Source organism: Rhodococcus sp. NPDC056506 (assembly GCF_042794945.1).
Taxonomy (GTDB): Bacteria; Actinomycetota; Actinomycetes; order Mycobacteriales; family Mycobacteriaceae; genus Rhodococcus_F.
Genome location: NZ_JBHTSW010000033.1, coordinates 20,987 through 43,055 on the forward strand (window position 1 = coordinate 20,987; position 22,069 = coordinate 43,055).

18 protein-coding genes are annotated in these 22,069 nt (G+C 62.6%); 10 read left to right on the forward strand and 8 right to left on the reverse strand.

Going from position 1 to position 22,069, the window contains the following annotated elements:
- Positions 1-71: 71 nt before the first annotated feature.
- Both ACFQ6H_RS22125 and ACFQ6H_RS22130 read left to right on the forward strand, forming a co-directional pair.
- Positions 72-4,619, forward strand: a complete 4,548-nt coding sequence (locus ACFQ6H_RS22125; RefSeq protein WP_378648621.1) for an ATP-dependent helicase — start codon at positions 72-74, stop codon at positions 4,617-4,619.
- 63 nt (positions 4,620-4,682) lie between these two features.
- The gene (locus ACFQ6H_RS22130) at positions 4,683-5,474 is read left to right on the forward strand and encodes a DNA-formamidopyrimidine glycosylase family protein (RefSeq protein ID WP_378648623.1); all 792 of its coding nucleotides are present in this window, start codon (positions 4,683-4,685) and stop codon (positions 5,472-5,474) included.
- Here the strand turns inward: ACFQ6H_RS22130 and ACFQ6H_RS22135 are convergent.
- Positions 5,461-6,030 carry a TetR/AcrR family transcriptional regulator gene (locus tag ACFQ6H_RS22135; protein WP_378648625.1) on the reverse strand — a complete coding sequence of 190 codons (570 nt, stop codon included), beginning with the start codon at positions 6,028-6,030 and terminating at the stop codon, positions 5,461-5,463. The two genes, ACFQ6H_RS22130 and ACFQ6H_RS22135, sit on opposite strands and share 14 nt — an antisense overlap.
- Before the next feature lie 104 nt (positions 6,031-6,134).
- On the opposite strand from ACFQ6H_RS22135, the gene ACFQ6H_RS22140 reads away from it, so the two are divergent.
- The 3 genes from ACFQ6H_RS22140 (at position 6,135) to ACFQ6H_RS22150 (ending at position 8,616) form a co-directional block, all read left to right on the forward strand.
- Complete coding sequence (locus tag ACFQ6H_RS22140) at positions 6,135-7,076, forward strand: oxygenase MpaB family protein (RefSeq protein ID WP_378648627.1); 942 nt, start codon at positions 6,135-6,137, stop codon at positions 7,074-7,076.
- A gap of 17 nt (positions 7,077-7,093) precedes the next feature.
- On the forward strand, positions 7,094-7,630 hold the full coding sequence (locus tag ACFQ6H_RS22145; protein WP_378545015.1) for a hypothetical protein: 537 nt from the start codon (positions 7,094-7,096) through the stop codon (positions 7,628-7,630).
- A 101-nt stretch (positions 7,631-7,731) separates the two neighbouring features.
- Positions 7,732-8,616, forward strand: a complete 885-nt coding sequence (locus tag ACFQ6H_RS22150) for an aldo/keto reductase (RefSeq protein WP_378545018.1) — start codon at positions 7,732-7,734, stop codon at positions 8,614-8,616.
- A 36-nt stretch (positions 8,617-8,652) separates the two neighbouring features.
- Here ACFQ6H_RS22150 and ACFQ6H_RS22155 read toward each other — a convergent pair whose 3' ends face one another.
- Positions 8,653-9,396 carry a 3-hydroxybutyrate dehydrogenase gene (locus tag ACFQ6H_RS22155; RefSeq protein ID WP_378648629.1) on the reverse strand — a complete coding sequence of 248 codons (744 nt, stop codon included), beginning with the start codon at positions 9,394-9,396 and terminating at the stop codon, positions 8,653-8,655.
- The gene (locus tag ACFQ6H_RS22160) at positions 9,393-10,769 is read right to left on the reverse strand and encodes an MFS transporter (RefSeq protein ID WP_378648632.1); all 1,377 of its coding nucleotides are present in this window, start codon (positions 10,767-10,769) and stop codon (positions 9,393-9,395) included. Before ACFQ6H_RS22160 ends, ACFQ6H_RS22155 begins: the two co-directional genes overlap by 4 nt.
- A 153-nt stretch (positions 10,770-10,922) precedes the next feature.
- On the opposite strand from ACFQ6H_RS22160, the gene ACFQ6H_RS22165 reads away from it, so the two are divergent.
- Positions 10,923-11,870 (forward strand): LysR family transcriptional regulator, encoded by a 948-nt coding sequence (locus tag ACFQ6H_RS22165; protein ID WP_378648634.1) that lies wholly within the window; start codon positions 10,923-10,925, stop codon positions 11,868-11,870.
- Here ACFQ6H_RS22165 and ACFQ6H_RS22170 read toward each other — a convergent pair.
- The 3 genes from ACFQ6H_RS22170 to ACFQ6H_RS22180 all read right to left on the reverse strand — a co-directional run bounded on the left by ACFQ6H_RS22170 (position 11,839) and on the right by ACFQ6H_RS22180 (position 14,990).
- Positions 11,839-12,555, reverse strand: a complete 717-nt coding sequence (locus tag ACFQ6H_RS22170; RefSeq protein WP_378545027.1) for a GAF and ANTAR domain-containing protein — start codon at positions 12,553-12,555, stop codon at positions 11,839-11,841. The two genes, ACFQ6H_RS22165 and ACFQ6H_RS22170, sit on opposite strands and share 32 nt — an antisense overlap.
- Before the next feature lie 50 nt (positions 12,556-12,605).
- Positions 12,606-13,148 carry a hypothetical protein gene (locus tag ACFQ6H_RS22175; protein ID WP_041814839.1) on the reverse strand — a complete coding sequence of 181 codons (543 nt, stop codon included), beginning with the start codon at positions 13,146-13,148 and terminating at the stop codon, positions 12,606-12,608.
- A 99-nt stretch (positions 13,149-13,247) separates the two neighbouring features.
- Positions 13,248-14,990, reverse strand: a complete 1,743-nt coding sequence (locus tag ACFQ6H_RS22180) for a glycerol-3-phosphate dehydrogenase/oxidase (protein ID WP_378648636.1) — start codon at positions 14,988-14,990, stop codon at positions 13,248-13,250.
- A gap of 108 nt (positions 14,991-15,098) precedes the next feature.
- Here ACFQ6H_RS22180 and glpK point away from each other — a divergent pair, with 108 nt between their 5' ends.
- A complete protein-coding gene (gene glpK, locus ACFQ6H_RS22185) occupies positions 15,099-16,589 on the forward strand; it encodes a glycerol kinase GlpK (RefSeq protein ID WP_378648638.1) in 1,491 nt (496 codons plus the stop codon).
- A 204-nt stretch (positions 16,590-16,793) separates the two neighbouring features.
- Positions 16,794-18,209 (forward strand): MFS transporter, encoded by a 1,416-nt coding sequence (locus ACFQ6H_RS22190; RefSeq protein WP_378648640.1) that lies wholly within the window; start codon positions 16,794-16,796, stop codon positions 18,207-18,209.
- Here the strand turns inward: ACFQ6H_RS22190 and ACFQ6H_RS22195 are convergent.
- On the reverse strand, positions 18,206-19,102 hold the full coding sequence (locus ACFQ6H_RS22195) for a LysR substrate-binding domain-containing protein (RefSeq protein ID WP_230812442.1): 897 nt from the start codon (positions 19,100-19,102) through the stop codon (positions 18,206-18,208). The two genes, ACFQ6H_RS22190 and ACFQ6H_RS22195, sit on opposite strands and share 4 nt — an antisense overlap.
- Before the next feature lie 84 nt (positions 19,103-19,186).
- Here ACFQ6H_RS22195 and ACFQ6H_RS22200 point away from each other — a divergent pair, with 84 nt between their 5' ends.
- Both ACFQ6H_RS22200 and ACFQ6H_RS22205 read left to right on the forward strand, forming a co-directional pair.
- On the forward strand, positions 19,187-20,101 hold the full coding sequence (locus ACFQ6H_RS22200; RefSeq protein WP_378534174.1) for a CoA transferase subunit A: 915 nt from the start codon (positions 19,187-19,189) through the stop codon (positions 20,099-20,101).
- Complete coding sequence (locus tag ACFQ6H_RS22205; protein ID WP_378648642.1) at positions 20,098-20,883, forward strand: CoA-transferase subunit beta; 786 nt, start codon at positions 20,098-20,100, stop codon at positions 20,881-20,883. The genes ACFQ6H_RS22200 and ACFQ6H_RS22205 overlap by 4 nt, the downstream gene beginning before the upstream one ends.
- Here ACFQ6H_RS22205 and ACFQ6H_RS22210 read toward each other — a convergent pair.
- Complete coding sequence (locus ACFQ6H_RS22210) at positions 20,864-22,045, reverse strand: PLP-dependent aminotransferase family protein (protein WP_378648644.1); 1,182 nt, start codon at positions 22,043-22,045, stop codon at positions 20,864-20,866. The genes ACFQ6H_RS22205 and ACFQ6H_RS22210 overlap by 20 nt on opposite strands.
- Positions 22,046-22,069 lie beyond the last annotated feature (24 nt).

Sequence of the window (22,069 nt, forward strand, 5' to 3'; positions counted from 1 at the left end):
ATAACAGGGCAAATAGTATGCTCTGCACTTCGGCCGCGGGCACGAACACGCTGTCGGTGGGAAGGGGCAATATGGTGGTCGTGACCAACGTCCTCGACAGATTCTCGCCCGCAACACGCGAGTGGTTCGGCGGTGCCTTCAGCGCTCCCACCGCTGCGCAGCTCGGTGCCTGGGAATCCATCGCGAGCGGCTCTCACACACTTGTCGTCGCACCCACCGGCTCCGGCAAGACATTGTCCGCTTTTCTCTGGGCACTCGATCAGCTCGCAGCCAAGGACGAGGGCGAACGCACCACCAAAGTCCTCTACATTTCGCCGCTCAAAGCGCTGGGTGTGGACGTCGAACGAAACCTTCGCGCACCGCTGGTCGGCATCACACAGACTGCGAAGCGTCTGGGCCTCACTCCGCCCGAGATCACCGTCGGTGTCCGTTCCGGTGACACTTCCCAGGCCGATCGGCGCTCGTTGATCAAGCGGCCTCCGGACATCCTGATCACCACGCCTGAGTCGTTGTTCCTGATGCTCACCTCCGCTGCCCGGGAAACACTGGTCGGTGTCGACACCGTGATCGTCGACGAGGTTCACGCGGTGGCGGGCACCAAGCGCGGCTCTCACCTCGCGCTCTCACTGGAACGCCTGGACGGCTTGCTCGAGCGTCCGGCGCAACGCATCGGATTGTCGGCCACTGTCCGTCCGCACGAGGAGATCGGGCGGTTCCTCGCCGGTTCGGCACCCATCCGGATCGTGGCACCGCCTGCCGCCAAGACCTTCGACCTCACCGTCCGTGTTCCCGTCGAGGACATGACGGAATTGGGTATTGCGACGCCGGCCGAGGGTTCCGAATCCCCCACCCCGCAAGCCGGTTCGATCTGGCCCCACGTCGAGGAACAGATCGTCGACCTCGTTCTCGATCACCGATCATCCATCGTGTTCGCCAACTCTCGCCGCCTCGCCGAACGATTGACGGCCAGACTCAACGAAATTCATGCCGAGCGCGCCGGCCTCGTCGTCGACAAGTTGCCACGACCACCCGCGCAGATCGGGGCTCCCACCGAGGTCAACTACGGCGCGGAACCTCTCCTTGCTCGCGCCCACCACGGATCGGTCAGCAAGGACCAGCGCGCCCTCATCGAAGACGACCTCAAATCGGGTCGATTGCGATGCGTCGTCGCCACCAGCAGTCTCGAACTCGGAATCGACATGGGCGCCGTCGACTTGGTCATTCAGGTCGAGGCACCGCCTTCGGTTGCCAGCGGGCTGCAACGTGTCGGTCGCGCCGGCCACCAGGTCGGTGAGATATCGCGAGGCGTTGTCTTCCCCAAGCATCGCACCGACCTGATTCATTGCGCGGTGACGGTCGAGCGCATGGTCGAAGGCAAGATCGAAGCGATGGCCGTTCCGGCCAATCCCCTCGACATCCTCGCCCAGCAAACTGTTGCGGCCACCGCACTCGAACCGATCGACGTCGACGACTGGTTCGAGACCGTGCGCCGAAGCGGTTCCTTTGCAACGCTTCCCCGTTCGGCGTACGAGTCGACTCTGGATCTGCTCGCCGGGCGGTACCCCTCGGACGAGTTCGCCGAATTACGTCCGCGCCTGGTGTGGGATCGTGAGTCCAATACTCTGACGGGGCGCCCGGGTTCGCAGCGTTTGGCCGTCACTTCCGGCGGCGCCATCCCCGACCGCGGCCTCTTCACCGTCTACATGGTGGGCGAGAAAGCGTCACGCGTCGGCGAACTCGACGAGGAAATGGTCTACGAGTCCCGGGTCGGCGACGTCTTCGCGCTCGGCGCTACCAGTTGGCGGATCGAGGAGATCACCTTCGATCGGGTTCTGGTCAGCCCCGCCTACGGCATGCCGGGTCGTTTGCCCTTCTGGCACGGCGACGGACTCGGCCGCCCTGCCGAACTCGGGCAGGCGTTGGGACAGTTCGTCCGCGAGACGGCCCTCGGTAACGAGGCCGACGTCGTCGAGCGTTGCCGAGTCGGCGGGCTCGATCACAATGCCACCAACAATCTGATTCAACTCGTCGGCGAGCAGAAGAATGCCACCGGTCAGGTGCCGTCGGATCGCACGCTGGTGGTCGAGCGTTTCCGCGACGAACTCGGTGACTGGCGTCTGGTGCTGCATTCCCCGTACGGCCAACGGGTTCACGCGCCGTGGGCGCTCGCGATCGGCGCACGCCTCCAGGAACGATACGGGGTCGATTCCAGCCCGACAGCCTCCGACGACGGCATCATCATCCGGCTCCCGGACACCGAGAACGAACCTCCCGGCGCCGAACTGTTCACCTTCGACGTCGAAGACATCGAAGATCTGGTCACCCAGGAGGTGGGCGGCTCCGCGCTGTTCGCTTCCCGATTCCGCGAATGTGCCGCCCGCGCACTACTTCTCCCGCGCCGTAATCCCGGAAAACGTGCACCGCTGTGGCAGCAGCGTCAGCGGTCAGCACAACTGCTTGACGTCGCCCGAAAGTTCCCGACATTCCCGATCCTGCTCGAGACGGTGCGGGAGTGTTTGCAGGACGTCTACGACCTGCCTGCGCTGAAGGAACTGTTCGGCAAGATCGAGAAACGGCAGATCCGAATCGTCGAGGTGGAGACGGCCTCGCCGTCTCCGTTCGCGAGTGCGCTCCTGTTCAACTATGTGGGCGCATTCATGTACGAGGGCGACAGTCCCCTCGCCGAGCGACGCGCTGCCGCACTGTCGCTGGACTCCACGCTGTTGGCCGAACTGCTGGGGCGCGTCGAACTGCGCGAGCTACTCGACGCCGGAGTGATCGAGCAGGCCGAAAGTGAGCTGCAACGGCTCGTCCCTGACCGCAAGGCCAAGGATCTCGAGGGTGTTGCCGACCTCCTGCGCATGCTCGGCCCGCTGACCACCGAAGAAGTCACCGATCGTTGTCTCGAGGACCCGCTCTCGTGGCTCGAGAAGTTGGTTACGGACAAACGTGCCCTCCACGTCTCGTATGCGGGCGAGAGCTGGTGGACCGTCGTCGAAGACGCCGCGCGCCTTCGCGACGGACTCGGCGTTCCCCTACCGATCGGCGTTCCCGCCGCGTTCATCGAGCCGGTCGATCAACCTCTCGACGATCTCTTGAGCCGTTATGCCCGCACCCACGGCCCCTTCACCCTCGCCGACGCTGCCGCACGGTTCGGTATCGGTGTTTCCGTCGCACGTGACGTTCTCGGTCGACTCGCACTCGAAAAGCGTGTCCTCGAAGGCGAATTCCGTCCGGCGTCAACCGGAAGCGAATGGTGCGACGCCGAGGTCCTGCGCCGCCTACGCCGCCGCTCGCTCGCCGCTGCACGCCAAGAGGTCGAGCCGGTCAGTACCGCAACGCTCGGACGATTCCTTCCCAGCTGGCAGCACGTGGGCGGCACGCTTCGCGGAATCGACGGTGTTGCAACGGTGGTCGATCAACTCGCCGGAGTTCCGATTCCGGCGTCGGCTCTCGAATCGTTGATCCTGCCGAGTCGTGTCGCCGACTACTCTCCCGCGATGTTGGACGAACTCACGTCGACCGGTGAAGTCCTGTGGTCCGGATCCGGAGCAATCTCCGGCAAGGACGGGTGGGTAGTGCTGCACCCCGCCGACCTGGCACCGATCACGCTCAATTCGCCCGCCGACACCGACGTCTCGGAGTTGCAGAAGCGCATCCTCGACCTGTTGTCCGGCGGCGGTGCCTACTTCTTCCGACAGTTGGTCGACGCGTTGCGAACTACGGAGTCGGCTGCGGACACGGTCGACAGCGCGGTGACGACGGCACTGTGGGAGTTGGTGTGGCTCGGACACATCGGAAACGACACCGTCGCACCGCTTCGCGCACTTCTCTCCGACACCACTAGAACAACAACCAGTCACCGATCACCTCGCCGTGTTCCGCGGGCCCGTCCGTACCGCGGAATGGCCCGCGCTTCCACGCCCGCTCGCACCGGACCGGCAACTGCCTCCGGTCGGTGGTTCCAACTGCCAGCCGTCGAACCGGATCCGACCATCCGGGCGCACGCCACGGCCGATCTGTTGCTCGAACGGTACGGCGTGGTCACCCGCGGTTCGGTGATGAGTGAGAACGTGCCGGGCGGCTTCGCGTTGATCTACAAGGTACTGAGCACGTTCGAGGACAACGGCCGCGCTCGACGCGGATACTTCGTGGACACCTTGGGCGGCGCCCAGTTCTCCACGCCTCCCGTGGTGGACCGCTTGCGCACGTTCGGTGATTCCATCGAGGGACGCCACACCTCTTCGGCTGCAGTCACTCTCGCGGCGTGCGATCCGGCAAACCCGTACGGCGCGGCGCTGCCGTGGCCGGCGTCGGGGGGCGAGGAATCCCCTGGGCACCGGCCCGGACGAAAAGCCGGCGCATTGGTAGTTCTGGTGGAGGGTGAGTTGGTTCTGTTCGTCGAGCGCGGCGGTCGCACGATCCTGACACTCACCGACGACGGCGGAACGTTGCGCATGGCAGCACTGTCACTTGCTCAGAAGGTGACTTCTCGCGCTATCGACAAGTTGGTAGTGGAGAAGGTCGACGGAGAGACCATCCACGGCAACGACTTCGCTCCGGTCCTGGTCGAAGCCGGCTTTGCGGCCACCCCTCGCGGATTCCGGTTGCGGTCATGAGGATTGGGGTCATGATGATTGAGATCGTGGCAGTTGAGATCCTGAAGTGTGGGAGCGGCGACCATGCCTGAGGGCGATACCGTGTGGCGGGCCGCCAACGAACTGCGAGCGGCCCTGGCCGAGAAGGTACTCACCACCTGCGACGTCCGCGTTCCTCGTTATGCCACCGTTGATCTGTCGGGCCATCGCGTGGATTCCGTCGCCAGCCGCGGAAAGCATCTCCTGATCAGAGTGGGCGAGGCGTCCATTCACACGCATCTGAAGATGGAAGGTCAGTGGCAGATTTATCGCCCCGGCGAGCGCTGGCGCAGACCAGCCCACCAAGCGCGCATCATCTTGGCCACCGAAGACTCTGTAGCAGTGGGTTTTTCACTGGGAATCACCGAGATCCTCGAACTCGGGCAGGAACAGGAGGCCGTCGGGCATCTCGGACCGGATCTGCTCGGGACCGACTGGGACAGTTCCGTGGCCGCCCGAAATCTTCGGGCTGCCGACTCCGAACCGATCGGAATCGCGCTCCTGGATCAGCGGGTGATGGCCGGACTGGGCAACGTGTACCGCAACGAGATCTGCTTCCTACGAGGCATTCATCCGAAAACACCGACGCGCCTCGCCGGAAATCTCGACGCGATAGTGGACTTGTCGTTCCGCACCATCAACGTCAACAAGGCGCGTCGCATCCGGGTCACGACCGGCGACACCCGTCCAGGTAGGCAGACATGGGTGTACGGCAGGCGCGGAAAACCGTGCCGCCGATGCGGAACCCGCATCAGAGAAGATACCCTCGGACCGGATCAGCTCACCGAGCGAAATATCTTCTTCTGCCCGGCCTGCCAGCCCTTCACGCCCGGTTAGCGTTGATCAGCAGCCTGACGCAGTGGCGGACAAATCGTTCGCGGTCTACCACGATCGTGCCGTCCAGGTAACCGATGAACAGCGTGAACAACGCCCCGACCAGTCCGACGGCCACCAGTTGCTTGTCCACGGGATCAGCTATCTCGGACAACTGGTCGTACACCAGATCCACGAACGCCGGCATCGATTCGATACCGCGTCCACTCAAGACAGGTTCGGAGAGCGGAGCGATCAAAAGCACTCTCCCCATCGCCGGATCGTCGACCATGAGCTTGACGAAAGCGTCGACCGCAGCCATGGCGACGGCCTCGGATGTCGTCTCCGACTCCACTGCCGCGGCAAGCGCCGACTGCGCGCGCTCGGCAACGAATGTGTGGACCGCGACGACGTACTGATCACGATCGGTGAAGCTTTCGTAGAAATACCGCTCGGTCAGACCGGCGGCCTTGCAGACCGCACGCACGTTGACGGCCGGACCGTCGACCGCACCGAGCAGTGTCACTCCGACGTCGAACAACGTCGCCTTTCGAGTGGCCCTGCGTTCTTCGATGCTCACAACTTCCCCACTTCGCCGACACTTGTTCTTCGATGCAACCGGAATTCGATTTCAACCGGTATTCGATCCTTGACTACCGCTGTTGTCGATCCTAATCTGACAACATGCGTAGTCAACTTGACGACAGCAGTACCCCGGTTCCTCTCGGTCCGGATTCCCTGACCTGGAAGTATTTCGGCGACTGGCGCGGGATGCTCCAAGGCGTCTGGGCCGGTTCGATGCAAAACATGCATCCAGGGCTCGGCGCCGGCGTCGAGGAGCACTCGCAGTTCTTCGACGAGCGCTGGGAACGGCTGTACCGCTCGCTGTATCCCATTGCGGGCGTGGTGTTCGACGGCGATCGCGCGCAGCAGACAGCCGAAGAAGTCCGCGGATATCACACGCGAATCAAGGGCGTCGACAAGTTGGGGCGCCGATACCACGCCCTCGATCCCGACACCTTCTACTGGGCGCACGCAACGTTCTTCATGGGCACCATCGTCACGGCCGACAACTTCTCCGGTGGCTTGACCGAGGCCCAGAAACGACAGCTCTTCACCGAACACATTCAGTGGTATCGCCTGTACGGGATGAGCATGCGCCCGGTTCCCGAGACCTGGGAAGCATTTCAGGAGTACTGGGACCACATGTGCCGCAACGTACTCGAAGACAACAAGGCAACCCGCGACGTCCTCGACCTGTCCGGCCTCGGAAAGCCCCCGTACATGACCTGGCTTCCCGATCCGTTGTGGCGACTCGCGCGGATCCCCCTCGCACGCGGATTCGTGTGGCTGACGGTGGGTATGTACGACCAACCTGTTCGCGACCTTCTCGGTTACTCGTGGGGTAGCCGAGATCAGAAAATTCACAACGCTGTCGGCCGCACCGTCAACGCCGTCTTCCGTCTGGTGCCGTGGCGTTACCGGTATCAGCCACGCGCTCGCGCAGGATGGGATCGAGCGAGCGGCCGAATCCCCGCCGACGCACCACTGGTCCACACGCCGGCGCGCAATCTACCCCCGCTCGAGCAGCGAGATAATCCGATGCACTACAGCCCGAGGGTCTGATCTGCCATGCTCGGAGCATGGAGTGGGACCTGCGAACCCTGCTGAACCGGCCGATCACCTCTCACGGTTCGCCGCTGGGACAAGAACGTGTGGCGGCGAGAACCACTGCGTACATCTACGGCAACATTCTTGTCCTCGCCGCACTCATACCGGTGACGAAATCTCAGGAATCGCTGGGCGCCGCGATCGTGGTTGGCACGGCATTGTCGACGTATATCGCCCACACATTCGCCGAGAGCGTCGGCGAAAGCATTCGCAACGACCGCCGCCTCACCACCGCGGAAAGAATCGACTCGCTTCGCGATTCCGTCCCGATCCTCACCTCCGCGGTCGTTCCTGTCGTCATTCTCGCGACGGCGTGGTTCAACATCCTGGAACCGCGGACGGCGCAGTTGATCGCGGAAATCGTCTTGATCCTGCGCATCGGGTCCACCAGTTACGTGATCAGCCGACTTCACGGTGAGAAAGTCGGTACCAACACACACCTCGCGGCCTTTGCCCTGGCCGCCGTCGCAACTCTGATCGTCGGATTGAAGATAGTGCTCACTCATTGACGAGTCTCCCGATCGCGAATTCCCTGGCCTGAAGGGGTACTGCCGTTACCCGGCTGAGCAGTCACTCCCGCGGAACCCGGTCCGTCGCTACCGTGGACGACATGAGCATTCCGAGTCTGAAACTGAACAACGGTCTCGACATTCCGGCGTTGGGCTTCGGCGTCTACCAGACACCGCCGGACGAAACAGTCGCCGCCGTCGAGTCCGCGCTGTCGACGGGTTATCGCCATATCGACACTGCTGCGGCCTACGGCAACGAGAAGGGCGTCGGTGAGGCGATCCGGCGATCCGGCCTCGATCGCGACGAGATCTTCGTGGAAACGAAAGTCTGGATCACCGACTACGGATACGACGAGACTCTGCACGCCTTCGACAAGAGCGCAGGCAAGCTCGGTGTCGAACACCTTGACCTCCTCATCCTCCACCAAGCCTTGCCGAGCGAGTTCGAACGCACCATCGACGCGTACAAGGCACTGGAAACGCTGCTGGCAGACGGCAAGGTCCGTGCCATCGGAGTCAGTAACTTCATGCCGGACCACCTCACCCGGCTCCTGGGCGCAACGTCCGTGGTGCCGGCGGTCAACCAGATCGAGGTCCATCCGTACTTCAGGCAGTCGGCCTTGCTCGAGGCCGACGCCGATCACGGCATTCTGTCGCAGGCATGGTCACCGATCGGCGGAATCACGTTCTACCGCGACGGGTCCCACGGTTCGACTCTCGAAGACGCCACCATCGCAGCGATCGCGGCCGCTCACGGAAAGTCTCCCGCGCAGGTGATGCTGCGCTGGCACCTTCAGCAAGGCCGACAGGTGATCCCCAAGTCGGTGACTCCCTCGCGCATCGCGGAGAACTTCGACGTGTTCGACTTCGAACTCACCGCCGAAGAACTCTCCGCAATCGACGCACTCGACACCGGAGTGCGCGGCGGTCCCGAGCCCGAGGTCATCACCCGCGAGAAGTTCGGAATCGAGATCCCCGAAGCCTGAACCCGGCAGCCTGAACAACTCAGCAGCCTGAGTGGTTCAGCTGGCGCTCCAGCCACCGTCGATGGTGTACGACGCCCCCGTCACCATCGACGCCTCGGTCGACGTCAGCCATCCCACCAGGGATGCCACCTCCGCAGGTTCGACCATCCGTTTGATCGCGCTCTCGGTGAGCATCACCTTCTCGACAACCTCGGATTCGCTGATGCCGTGAACCTTTGCCTGGTCGGCAATCTGGGATTGCACGAGGGGTGTCAGGACGTAGCCAGGATTGACGCAGTTGCTGGTGACGCCGTGCGAGGCGCCCTCGAGTGCAACAACTTTCGACAACCCTTCGAGTCCGTGCTTGGCCGTGACGTACGCACTCTTGAATGCCGAAGCACGGAGCCCGTGGACCGAGGAAATGTTCACGATGCGGCCGAAACCGTTGCGGTACATGTACGGCAGGGCGGCCCGAGCGAGGAGGAATGGTGCTTCGACCATGAGGCGCTGAATCTTCCGGAAGTCCTCGACGTCGAAATCCTCGATGGGACTGACCCGTTGAATACCTGCATTGTTGACAAGGATGTCCGTCTCGAGTGCCAGATCTACGAGTTGGTCGGTGTCGAGGAGATCCACCGCCCACGCAGTGCCGTCGATCTCCTCGGCCAGCGCCTTCGCTGCGACGTCGTCGAGATCAGCGACGGTGACGTGGGCGCCGCGGGCAGCGAGCATCCGTACACAAGCCTCGCCGATCCCGCTCGCACCACCGGTGACCAGAGCCGATTTGCCAGAGAGCGTCACGCGGGAACACCGGCCCGCTCGTTGGCGAGAACACGGGCGTCAGCGGCGTCGACGGACTCGAGCGAGATTCCTTTGGTCTCACGCGCGAAAATGACTGCGACGATGGTGACCAGGGAGGCCAGCAGCAGATAGACCGCGATGGGGACCGAGGAGTCGAACTTGCTCAGAAGTGCTGTCGCGATGATCGGAGCCAACGAGCCGGCGACGATCGAAGTCACCTGATACCCCAGGGAGACACCGGAATAGCGCATCCGGGTCGGGAACATCTCGGCCATGATCGCGGGTTGTCCGGCGTACATGAAGGCGTGGAAGACAAGTCCGATGATGATTGCCGACAGGATGACGGCGTTGTGTCCGCTGTTCATCATCGGGAAGGCGAAGAATCCCCACGTTCCGGCTGTGACGGCGCCGATCATGTACACCGGGCGTCGACCGATCGTGTCGGACAGCTTGCCTACCAACGGGATCACCGCGAAGTGTACGGCGTGTGCCATCAGCATCCACCAGAGAATGTGCGCCGTGTCCGCATGGACGACGACCTTGAGATAGGTGATCGAGAAGGTCACCACGAGGTAGTACATGACGTTCTCGGCGAAACGCAGGCCCATCGCGGTCAGCACTCCACGCGGGTAGCGCTTGACCACCTCGAAAACACTGTACGAGGTTGCCTTGACCAGCTCTGCTTCCTTCTGTGCCGCAATGAAAATGGGAGCGTCGGTGACCTTGGTCCGAACGTAGTACCCGACCAGAACGATGACCGCGGAGAGCCAGAAGGCCAGGCGCCAACCCCAACTCATGAACGATTCGTCCGAGAGCGTCGACGTCAGGATCAACAGCACAACCGTCGCGACCAGATTGCCCATCGGCACGCCGGCCTGAGGCCAGGACGACCAGAACCCGCGAGATCGATTCGGGCTGTGCTCGGCGACAAGGAGTACCGCCCCACCCCATTCACCGCCCACTGCAAATCCTTGAATGAAGCGCAGCGTGACCAGCAGTGCCGGTGCCCAGTAGCCGATCTGACCGTAGGTCGGCAGACAGCCCATCAGGAATGTCGCGGCACCGACAAGCAGCAAACTGAACTGCAGCAACTGCTTCCGACCGAACTTGTCTCCGAAGTATCCGAAGACGATCCCGCCGAGTGGTCGGGCGGCGAATCCGACGGCGTAGGTGATGAAAGCAGCGATGATCGCATCCAGCTCATTGCCGCCGCCGGGAAAGAAGACCTTGCTGAAGACCAGCGTGGCCGCCGTGCCGTACAGAAAGAACTCGTACCACTCGACCACGGTGCCCGCCATCGAGGCGCCGACCACCTTCTTCAGCCCCGATGGTGGGGCTTGGCTCTCGGGCTTCGGCATGTTGTCGACGCTCATCGTGGACTCCCTCGTCTTCAGTTCGCGATTCGCCTGCTCTTCACGATCAGGAATGTGACCGCTCGCACATTTTTTGTGACTCGATGAGTATCAGTGCAGATTCTTGGCACGACAATGACAAATCTCGCACCATATAGGTGCAAAAATGCAGATATGAATCTCGGACTGAGCCCGGATGACCTGCTGGTGCTACTCGCGGTCGGTCGCACCGGTCGCTTCAACACCGCCGCCGACGACCTGGGCCTCAATCACACCACTATCTCGCGCCGCATCAGCTCGCTCGAGAAGAGCCTCGGCGGCCGTGTCCTGGTTCGCTCGTCCGGTGGATGGGAGTTGACCGACCTGGGCAGACAGGCCCTCAGCGCAGCCGAGCGCATCGAGGCCGCAGTGAACGAACTGGCACTCGACTCCACCGGTCAGCAGCAACTCGACGGCGTCGTGCGGGTCTCGGCCACCGACGGCTTCAGCGCCTACATCGCGGCCCCCGCCGGCGCCGCGGTTCGCAGACGCCATCCCCGCGTCAGCGTGGAGATAGTTGTCGCAACCAGAAAGGCGTCGCAGATACGCTCGGGGCTCGACATCGAGGTTGTGGTCGGCAAGCCTCAAGTTCACCGCGCCGAGGCAGTCCATCTGGCCGACTATGCGCTGGGCTTGTACGCATCCCGAGACTATCTACGTCAGAATGCTGTTCCCGAAAGTGCCGCAGATCTGGCCGATCACTCGCTCGTGTACTTCATCGACTCGATGCTGCAGGTCGACGAACTCGATCTGGCTCGCAAGCTCACGGTCTCCATGAGGGAGGCCGTCACGTCCACCAACGTGTTCGTGCACATCGAGGCAACGCGGGCCGGCGCGGGCATCGGCCTGCTCCCCTGCTTCATGGCCGAGCAGCACGACGATTTGGTTCGCGTGCTACCGGCTCACATCGAGGTCAAACTTTCCTACTGGTTGGTGGCCCGTTCGGAATCTCTGCGACGCCCGGAAGTGGCGGCTGTGGTCACGACTCTCCGAGAGACTGTGGATCGCAAGCGATCTCAACTACTCGGCTCGCCCCCGGCGAACGAAGCGCTCAGTCGAGAGTCGAACGATGCTGAACGATGACCTTACGTGCCAACTCGGCGATCTTGACGTTCATGTTCTGTGAGGTTCGCACCAGGATGTCGAAGGCCTCGTCGTCGGACACGCGATGTAGTCCCATCAACAGACCAACTGCCTGACCGATTTCTCGGCTGCTGGCCAGACCGCGCCGCAGCGAATCGGCATCCTCGCCTCGCGTGAGCGCAGTGACTGCCACGGACGCAAACGACGCCAACATGATCGCGTGGTCGGCAGCGGATTCCGTGAAAGCCCCCGGAGTATCCGAGAAGAGGTTGAGGGCACCGAACTTCTGACGATCGACCATCAGTCGGAACCCCATCGATCCGCGAATGGGTGTCTCCGCCACTACTTTCCGAGCGAATTCAGGCCACTGACTCGGTGTGCGAAGGTCCGACTCGAGTTGCGGCGCCTCCGTGTCGAGGGCGTCGATGCACGGCCCCTCCCCCGTGGCCCGCTCGAGATCGTCTGCGTGTTCGGCAATCTCGTCGCTTGCCGCTACCGTGACGTTGGTGTTCCCCCGTCGCAGCATCAGGCTTGCGTGATCGCAACCGGGAATCAACTCGACAGCCGCCGAACAGATCGCGGAGTACACCTCGGCGCTGTCTGCTGCGGAGTAGAGGATCTCCGCCAACGCCGCGAACACTGCCTTGGGATCTGTCAGTGCTTGGTCGCGCTCAGCCATCTCCATACACCTCGGGGTCTACCGTTCATCGAATTCTTCATCGAACGGTACAAACCTTACTTACTCGACCGGATAGGGTCGCCGCCGCTGGCCGATTCCCGGCCGTCCGTCCCCTGAAAAGCTTCCGTGGCTGCGCGGTGATGCAGAGCCGTCACGGTGGTGATCTGCTTGGATACCAGGTCGTTGAGCTCGCGGTACTGCTCCTCCGTCTCGCCGGCCGGAATGTCTCGCAAGACCTCCCACATCGCACTCTTGCCACACAGAGCCGTCCGCATGATCTCGAGTGTCGCCAGCTTCACGAGGCGGTTGCGCCAGATGGCGTCGACGTGGACGAGACGTCTGATCCGATTGACCGTCGCGTCGATCTTCGAGTACCGCGGCAGCGATATGCCCTGCGTGTCCTCGATCAGTTGGAGCAGCTGTTCGATCTCGTACTCGAGCTCGCCCGGCAATGAATCCAGCTCACCGTCAGCCCAGGCGCCGTACGAGTCCGAGAGCGACCGCGAGAGCTGCAACCCCACCATCGCCCCGCACAGATGAGTGACCAGATAGCCGGTAGCTATGTGTTCCTCAGCAGATCGCGACCGATTACCGAACATTGGGATCCTCCTGGGCGACGCTCGACCGGTCTGTGCTGACACGGGTGGTGATTCGACACCCGTCTACCCACGGCGGACCGAGAACAAACGACAGGCGAATCAAACCCGATCCGGCACCACGACGACGGGCTCGAGGATCTCGGCCCTCGACTCCGGCGCCGCGGCGCGCAAGGCGTCTGCCGACTCGTCGTCCGGTTGGGTCTGAGACTCGATTTCCGCTTCGACGCGCGCTCGATACGTCTCGACCTCGCGTTCGACGGTGGCGGCATCCCAACCGAGAATCGGGGCCACCAAGCCGGCGACCTGCTGCGCGCAGTTGACACCGCGATGCGGATATTCGATGGCGATGCGCATGCGGCGGGCAAGGATGTCGTCGAGGTGCAGTGCCCCCTCGGCCGCAGCCGCGTACACAGCTTCGACCTGAAGGTAGTCGGGCGCATCCGTGATGGGCTGCAACAACTCCGGCGTCTGCCGGCCGAGTTCGAGGACCTCGGTGATGAGCGAACCGTACCGATCGAGCAGGTGCTTGACGCGATACGGATGCAATCCGTACTGCTCACCCAGTTGCATCGTCTGGTTGACCAGTGCGAAGTATCCGTCGGCGCCGACGAGCGGTACCTTCTCCGTGATCGACGACGCCACTCGCGCCGGAATGTCTTCTGCTGCGACGTCGACGGCGTCTTCCGCCATGACCCGATACGTCGTGTACTTTCCACCGGCGATGGCGACCAGGCCGGGAGCCACACGGGCAACGGCGTGCTCGCGCGACAGCTTCGACGTCTCGTCGCTCTCACCGGCAAGCAGCGGACGCAGGCCTGCGTACACACCGTCGATGTCGGCGTGCGTCAACGGCGTGACCAGGACGGAGTTCACATGGCCGAGGATGTAGTCGATATCTGCCTTCGTTGCCGCGGGGTGGGCGAGATCCAAGTTCCAGTCGGTGTCGGTGGTTCCGATGATCCAGTGACTGCCCCAGGGAATGACGAACAGCACCGACTTCTCGGTACGCAGGATGATGGCGGCTTCACTGACGATGCGATCGCGTGGGACGACGATGTGTACGCCCTTCGACGCTCGCACCCGGAACCGTCCGCGCTGACGTGAGAGCGCTTGGATCTCGTCCGTCCAGACACCGGTCGCGTTGATGACGACGTGACCCTTGACCTCGGCGGTACGTCCGTCTTCGCAGTCGCGAACACGAACTCCCGAGACCCGGTCCGCCTCACGCAGAAAGCCCACGACCTGCGTCGACGTTCGCACGACTGCGCCGTAATGTGCAGCGGTGCGTGCGACGGTCATGGTGTGCCGAGCATCGTCGACGACCGTGTCGTAGTACTGGATGCCACCGGTCAGCGAACTGCGCTTGAGACTCGGCGACATGCGCAGCGCGCCCGCCCGGGTGAGGTGTTTCTGGGAGGGGACCGACTTTGCGCCACCCATCCGGTCGTAGAGGAAGATTCCCGCGGCCATGTACGGGCGTTCCCACACGCGGTGAGCCAAGGGGAAGAGGAACTTCAGGGGCTTGACCAGGTGCGGCGCCAGCGTGGTCAGCGAGAGTTCGCGCTCACGCAACGCCTCACGAACGAGACCGAATTCGAGTTGCTCGAGATAGCGGAGACCGCCGTGGAACATCTTCGACGAGCGACTGGACGTGCCGGATGCGTAGTCACGAGCCTCGACCAACGCAACCTTGAGTCCGCGGGTTGCCGCATCGAGGGCAGCTCCGACACCGACCACACCGCCACCGACCACGACGACGTCGAATTGCTCGGTCTGAAGTTGTTCCCAAGCAGCTTCACGCTGCTGCGGGCCGAGAAACTGCGCACCTTGCTGCTTACTCAACCCGGTCTCCTGTAAGTCGACGACGAATCCGTTTACAGGCTAGTAGCTTGATCCACATACTGCGACAGCGCACGGATTACCGCGAACGCGCCCGAACCTAGGAGCACAGTGAATCAATACATCGCCGCCATCGACCAAGGCACGACGTCGAGCCGCTGCATGATCTTCGATCACGACGGCGCCGTGGTGAGCGTTGCGCAGAAAGAACACGAACAGATTTTCCCGCGCGCCGGTTGGGTCGAGCACGACCCGGTGGCGCTGTGGATCAACACCCGGGAGGTGGTCGCCGGAGCGCTCGCGAAGGTCGATCTCACGCGCGCGGACATCGCTGCCGTCGGAATCACGAATCAGCGTGAGACGACCGTCGTTTGGGAGCGTTCGACGGGCAAGCCGGTCTACAACGCGATCGTGTGGCAGGACACGCGCACCGATCAACTGTGCGTCGAACTGGGCGGAGACGAGGGGCCGGACAAGTACCGAGACAAGACCGGACTACCGCTCTCGACCTACTTCGCCGGGCCGAAAATCCGCTGGATTCTCGACAACGTCGACGGAGCGAGAGACAAAGCGGAGGCCGGGGAGCTGTGCTTCGGCACTGTCGACACGTGGATCGTGTGGAACTTGACCGAGGGTGTTCACGTGACAGATGTCACCAATGCGTCACGCACGATGCTCATGGATCTCGAGACCCTCCAGTGGGACGAATCGATCTGTGCGGACTTCGGAATCCCGATGTCGATGCTCCCGGAAATCCGTAGTTCTTCCGAGGTGTACGGCACCGGCCGCCCTCGCGGCAATCTCGCAGGCGTACCGGTCGCCGGAATTCTCGGTGACCAACAGGCAGCGACCTTCGGTCAGGCCTGCCTCTCCGAGGGTGAAGCCAAGAACACCTACGGCACCGGCAATTTCATGCTCCTCAATACGGGAACGAAGCCGGTTCACAGCAAGCACGGACTGCTGACCACCGTCTGCTACAAACTCGGCGAAGCCCCCGCCGTCTATGCACTCGAAGGTTCCGTCGCGGTGACGGGATCCTTGGTCCAGTGGCTTCGGGACAATCTCGGAATCATTCAGAACGCCAAGGACATCGAGCCGCTCGCCGCAAGTGTCGACGACAACGGCGGCGCCTACTTCGTGCCCGCGTTCTCGGGACTGTTCGCACCTCGGTGGCGACCGGACGCACGCGGCGTCATCGTCGGCCTGACGCGCTTCGTCAACAAGGGACACCTTGCCCGCGCGGCACTCGAGGCGACGGCATACCAAACCCGCGAGGTCATCGACGCCATGCGTGCGGATTCAGGCGTCGAACTGTCCGCCCTGAAGGTCGACGGCGGCATGGTGGTCAACGAAACCCTGATGCAGTTCCAGTCGGACATCCTCGGAGTTCCCGTCATCCGCCCGGTGGTCAACGAAACAACAGCACTCGGTGCTGCATACGCAGCGGGCCTTGCCATCGGCTATTGGGCGGACACCGAAGACATCCGCAACAACTGGGCCGTCGGCCAGACGTGGGAACCGGCGATGAACGAGTCCGAACGGGCACGGCTGTACGCGGAGTGGAACAAGGCCGTCGAGAGGACGTACAACTGGTCCGAGTAATCACTCCGATCTCTCGGGCTGACACCGGCTTACCCGTCAGGCGTCTTCAATACCGGAAGAGCTGATCCTGGTCGCCTATTGATACTCCAGAGGTATCAATAGGCGACCAACTTGGTATTGGACGTGACCTACACCACTCTGCGAATCTCATTCAGGCGCGCCACGTTTCGGCGCCGCGAATGATGCAGAGAAAGGTCGCCACGCATGAGTTCACCCACTCGCAGTTCCGAGGAGATCAACGCCAAGGCACGAAGAGCCGGTATCGCTTCGTTCATCGGAACCACTATCGAGTGGTACGACTTCTACATCTACGGCACTGCGGCTGCCTTGGTATTCGGCGACATCTTCTTCTCCGACACTCTTCCGAGCGGAGTCGGAACGCTCCTCGCCTTCATCACTCTGTGGGCGGGCTTCCTCGCCCGGCCGATCGGCGGGATCATCTTCGGTCACCTCGGCGACCGGATCGGGCGCAAGAACACTCTGGTCATCACCTTGATGATGATGGGCGTCGCCACCGTCGGCATTGGACTCCTCCCCACCTACGCACAGGTAGGGATCTGGGCGCCGATCGGCCTGGTCACCCTTCGCGTCATCCAGGGAGTCGCGGTCGGTGGTGAGTGGGGTGGCGCGGTACTCATCGCCAGCGAGAACGCGCCGAAGGGCAAGAGCATCCTCTACTCCGCGTTCGCTCAACAGGGCTCCCCCGCGGGAAATCTGTTGGCCACCATCGCATTCTTCCTGCTGTCTTCGATGCCGACGCCGTCATTCCTCCTCTACGGCTGGCGAATCCCATTTCTCGTTTCGGCAGGCCTGGTCATTCTCGGGATGATCATTCGCCTCAAACTCGAAGAGTCCGACGAGATGAAAGCCGTTCTCGCCCGCAAGAAGGTCGTCAAACTTCCGCTCGCCGAAGTGTTGCGCAAGCATTGGGTACTGGTTCTCCTCGGCGCCGGCGCACTCCCCCTCGCACAGGTCACCTACTTCAAGAACACCTTCGCATTGTCCTGGGCTACGAAAGAACTCGGATACGACCGAGGAACCTTCCTCGCCGCCATCGCGATCGCGCTTGTCGTGCAGTTCATCGTCCAACCGTTCGGCGCCGTCCTGGTCTCCAAGATCGACATGCGAAAAGCCATGTGTCTGATGGTGATACCGGAGTTCGTTCTCATGCCCGCGATGTTCTTCGCCATCAGAACCGGGAACTTCACCATTGCAGTCGTCGCGATGTGTCTGGCCACGATCCCGCACTCGATGTTCTACGGCGCGATCGCCGGCGTTCTCGCTCGGGCCTTCCCCGCCAACATCCGTTACACCGGCCTGTCGACGGCGTACCAACTGTGTTCCCTCATCGTCGGCGGCGGAACTCCGGTACTGGCGCAGTGGATGCTCAACACCTCCGGCAACATCGTCGGGGTCGCGATCGTGTCCGGGCTGTACGCACTTGTCTCGCTGATCTGCACCCTTCTCCTGCTCCGCCGTACCGGATACAACGCAAGCGAACTCTCGACGGCCGAGCAGGCGGATTACGACGAACTCGAACTCGAGAACACCCTTGCCGAAACTGCGAACTCGTCGAAATCCGAAGCGGGTGAAATTCCTTCAGGTCGGGCAACCGTCTAAGCCAGGGACGGCAGCGCCTGCTCGGACAATTTCAACACTTCGAGAAGAGCAGGTCTGTCGTCTCCCTCTCGCCAGGCGATACGCAGTTGAAGAGGAGGAGGTGGATCCATGACGGGAACAAAGACCACATCCGGGTTCACGATGCTCTGGGCTACCGAGGAAATGGTCAACGAGCATCCGATTTCCGCGGACACCAGCGCGATCAACGACATCGAATCCGGTGCCGTCTGCACGATTCGGGCGAGGAACCCTGCGTTCTTCGACGCGGTGAGCAGAGATTCCCGCAGAATCGACCCCGGTTCCGCCGGAAGCGTCACCCAATTCTCGGACTCCAATTCGATCAACCGAACCGAGTCCCTCGACGCCAACGGGTGGTCTTTCGACATGGCAACCAAAAAGTCCTCCTCAGCGATCAGCCTCGACGTGATCCCGAGCGGTGGGACGGTCCACCGCACCATCCCGATGTCGAGTCGTCGATCGAGCAGCATCAACAACGCCTCGTTCGCGAAAGCGGAACTGTCGAGCACGAATTCGATACCGGGATTGGTCTTTCTCACCAATTTCGCCCACCGCCCGACGAGCAGATGCGACGAGGTACCCGCAAAACCCAGGCGAACGCGACCTGTCGTTCCCTTGCCTGCCGCGGACACCGCGATCTCGGCCATCCGGCACGCGTCCAGTATCTCGCGCGCCGGAAGCAGCAGCGCTTCGCCGGCAGCAGTCAACCGCACGGTTCGAGTACTTCGATCGAACAACGGCGAACCGAGCTGTTTCTCGAATTGCCTGATCGTTCGACTCAGTGGAGGTTGCGCAATCCGAAGCCGCTGCGCCGCACGGCCGAAATGTAGCTCCTCAGCCACCGCGAGAAATGCGTTGATCTGATGAATTTCCACCCGACATTGTTGCGCCACGCCGGCCGACCCTGTCAAGTTTCCGAAACCGACCGAGTGCGCGAGAGAACAAGAAGAGGTACACACGTGGACAAGACCCTCTCGATGAAAGAGGCCATCGGTCGATACGTCGGAGACGGCATGACTGTTGCGCTGGAGGGATTTTCGCATCTCATCCCCTTTGCCGCGGCACACGAGATCATCCGGCAGGGCAGGAAGGACCTCACGCTGTGCCGAATGACGCCGGACATCGTTTCCGATCAGCTCGTCGCCGCCGGCTGCGTCCGAAAGCTGGTTGCATCGTTCTTCGCCAGCGGGTCCGCGGGGTCTCTGTACGAGTTACGCAGACGCATCGAGAACCAGGACCCGCTCCCCCTCGAGGTCGAGGAATACAGCCACTACGGCATGGTCTGCCGGTATCAGGCTGGAGCCGCCAGGCTTCCTTTCTTCCCTCTACGGTCGTACGCCGGGAGTGATCTGCCCGCGCTCAACCCGCAACTGAGACTCGTCGACGACCCGTACGGCGGCGGGAGCGTCTACGTCGTGCCGCCACTGAATCCGGATGTGACGATCATCGGTGCACAGCGGGCGGATTCGTCTGGGAACGCACAGATCTGGGGCATCGCCGGTGTGCAGCAAGAAGCCGTGTACGCCGCGAAGAAGGCGATCGTCGTTGTCGAAGAACTGGTCGACGACGAGGTCATCAGGTCCGACCCCAGCCGAACTCTGATTCCCTCGCACGCGGTCGACGCGGTTGTCGTCTGCCCGCGCGGCGCGCACCCGTCGTACGCACAGGGATACTACGACCGCGATTGCGGCTTCTACCGACGCTGGACCGAAATCTCCAAAGATCCTTCACGGCTGAGAGATTGGCTCGACGATTGGGTGTACGCACTCGACAGTCACAGCGAGTATCTCACCAAACTCGGAGCAGACTACTGGACCGATCTCGAAGTCGGATCAAAACTTTCCACACCTGTCGACTACGGGAGCAGACTATGACCACCACGATCGACACCGGGGCTGCCACCTCCACCGAGACCATCGTCGCCGTCGCGGCACGCGAATTGGCCGGTAAGCGCCGAGTCTTTGCCGGAGTTGGGCTACCCACGCTCGCAGTCGATCTCGCGAGGCACACGTCGAATCCGGACGTCGAGCTGATCTACGAGTCCGGGGTGTGCGGCGCGCACCCGTCAGCCATGGCCGAGGGTATCGCCGACTCCGTGGTTGTCTCCGGTGCCGAATCCGTGCTGAGCATGGCCGCGCTCTTCGGCTATGTCCTGCAAGGTGGCAACGTCGACGTCGGATTTCTCGGGGCCGCTCAAATCGATCGAACGGGCAGTCTGAACACGAGTTTCGTCGGTGACTGGAAGAATCCGACGGTCAGACTGCCCGGGGCGGGCGGGGCTGTCGAGATCATCGCGAACGCCGCCGAAATCTTCGTCGTGATGCGTCGCCACGACCTCAGTTCCTTTCCGGCCGAGCTCGACTTCTGCACCTCGCCAAGCCCCGCCCGCGCCCTCGCCAGCGGAAAGGGCATCATGCCGGCAGGTGCAGGAGTGACCAAGGTATTCACCAACCTCGGCGTCCTGACACACCAGGGCCCCGGCGGCGAACTGGAATTGACCAGCGTCCACGAGGGAATCTCTGTCGATCAGGTACGGGAGTCGACGGGATGGGACCTGGCCGTCGCCGACCATGTCACCCTCACCACTCCACCGTCGAGCGCGGAGATCGATCTGCTCCGCAACACGATCGACAAGGTCAGGCTGTACCTGCGCTGACACTGTCCCGGAGCCTGCCGACGGCATCGACCAGCACGGCTTCGGGATACGTCGCGAAACACAGTCGAGCGCTTCGGCTGAGGTCCGCTTCGACTGCGAACGCCGAACCTGGGACAAAAGCGACTCCGTATTTCAGTGCGACCCCCAGGAGTTCGGTGGTATCGACGTCGTCGAGAAAATCCATCCAGCAGAACATGCCGCCGCGGACCTCGGAAAAGCGTGCACGACCACCCAATTCCGTCTCGGCGGCTGTGACCATTGCCTTCGCTCTGGCTCCGTACCCCGCCCGGAGCTTGTCGAGATGCGCGTCGAACCACTCGCGGTCGGAGAAGAGGTCAGCGGCGATCTGCTGGGTGAGCGAAGAACCGCACAGATCAGCGCCTTGCTTGATCAGTTCGACGGCCTCACAGACTCGCCGATCGCCGTGCAGCCAGCCGACGCGCAGCGCCGGCGCCAACACCTTGGAGGCACTGGACAGCCGAATCACCCTGTCCGACAGTGCAGCCAGCGGCGCGGGCGGTTGGTCGCCGAAGTACAGCTCGCCGTACGGGTCGTCCTCGAGAACCCAGAATCCGTATCGGTCGGCCAGTGCGGCCAGGTGCGTTCGGCGCTGCGCGGAGAGCACCGCGCCGCGCGGGTTGTGGAAATTGCTCACGGTGTGAACAACTTTGGGCCGAAGACCGGCGTCGAGTTTCGCCTCGAGCGCGGCAATGTCCATCCCGTCCTCGTCCAGCCGGACCGGAACGAGACGGGCCTGCGCCGTCCGAAAGACCTGCAGCGCACCGGTATACGCCGGTTCCTCCACGACAACGACGTCACCGACATCGAGGAGCACCTGCGCGAGCAAGCTCAAACCTTGCTGAGAACCGTGGGTGATCACAACTTCGGACGCGTCGAGTGATCGCCCGATTTTCGTGGATTCGCGCTCGGCGATCACCTCACGGAGGCGCCGCAGGCCGGAGGTCTCGCCGTACTGGAGGGACGAGGGGTCACCGAGTGCGTCGTGCGCCGCCTTCGAGATTCGTTCCCGCGGAATGAAATCGGGGTCAGGTAGCCCGCCGGCCAAACTGATGACGTCGGGTCGGGCAGTCAGGGTGAGTAGATCGCGAATTGCAGAACTACGGAGTCCGTCCATACGAGCGGACAGCGCGGCGTGTGTCATGTGAAGCTCCCAGGCACGCAGAAT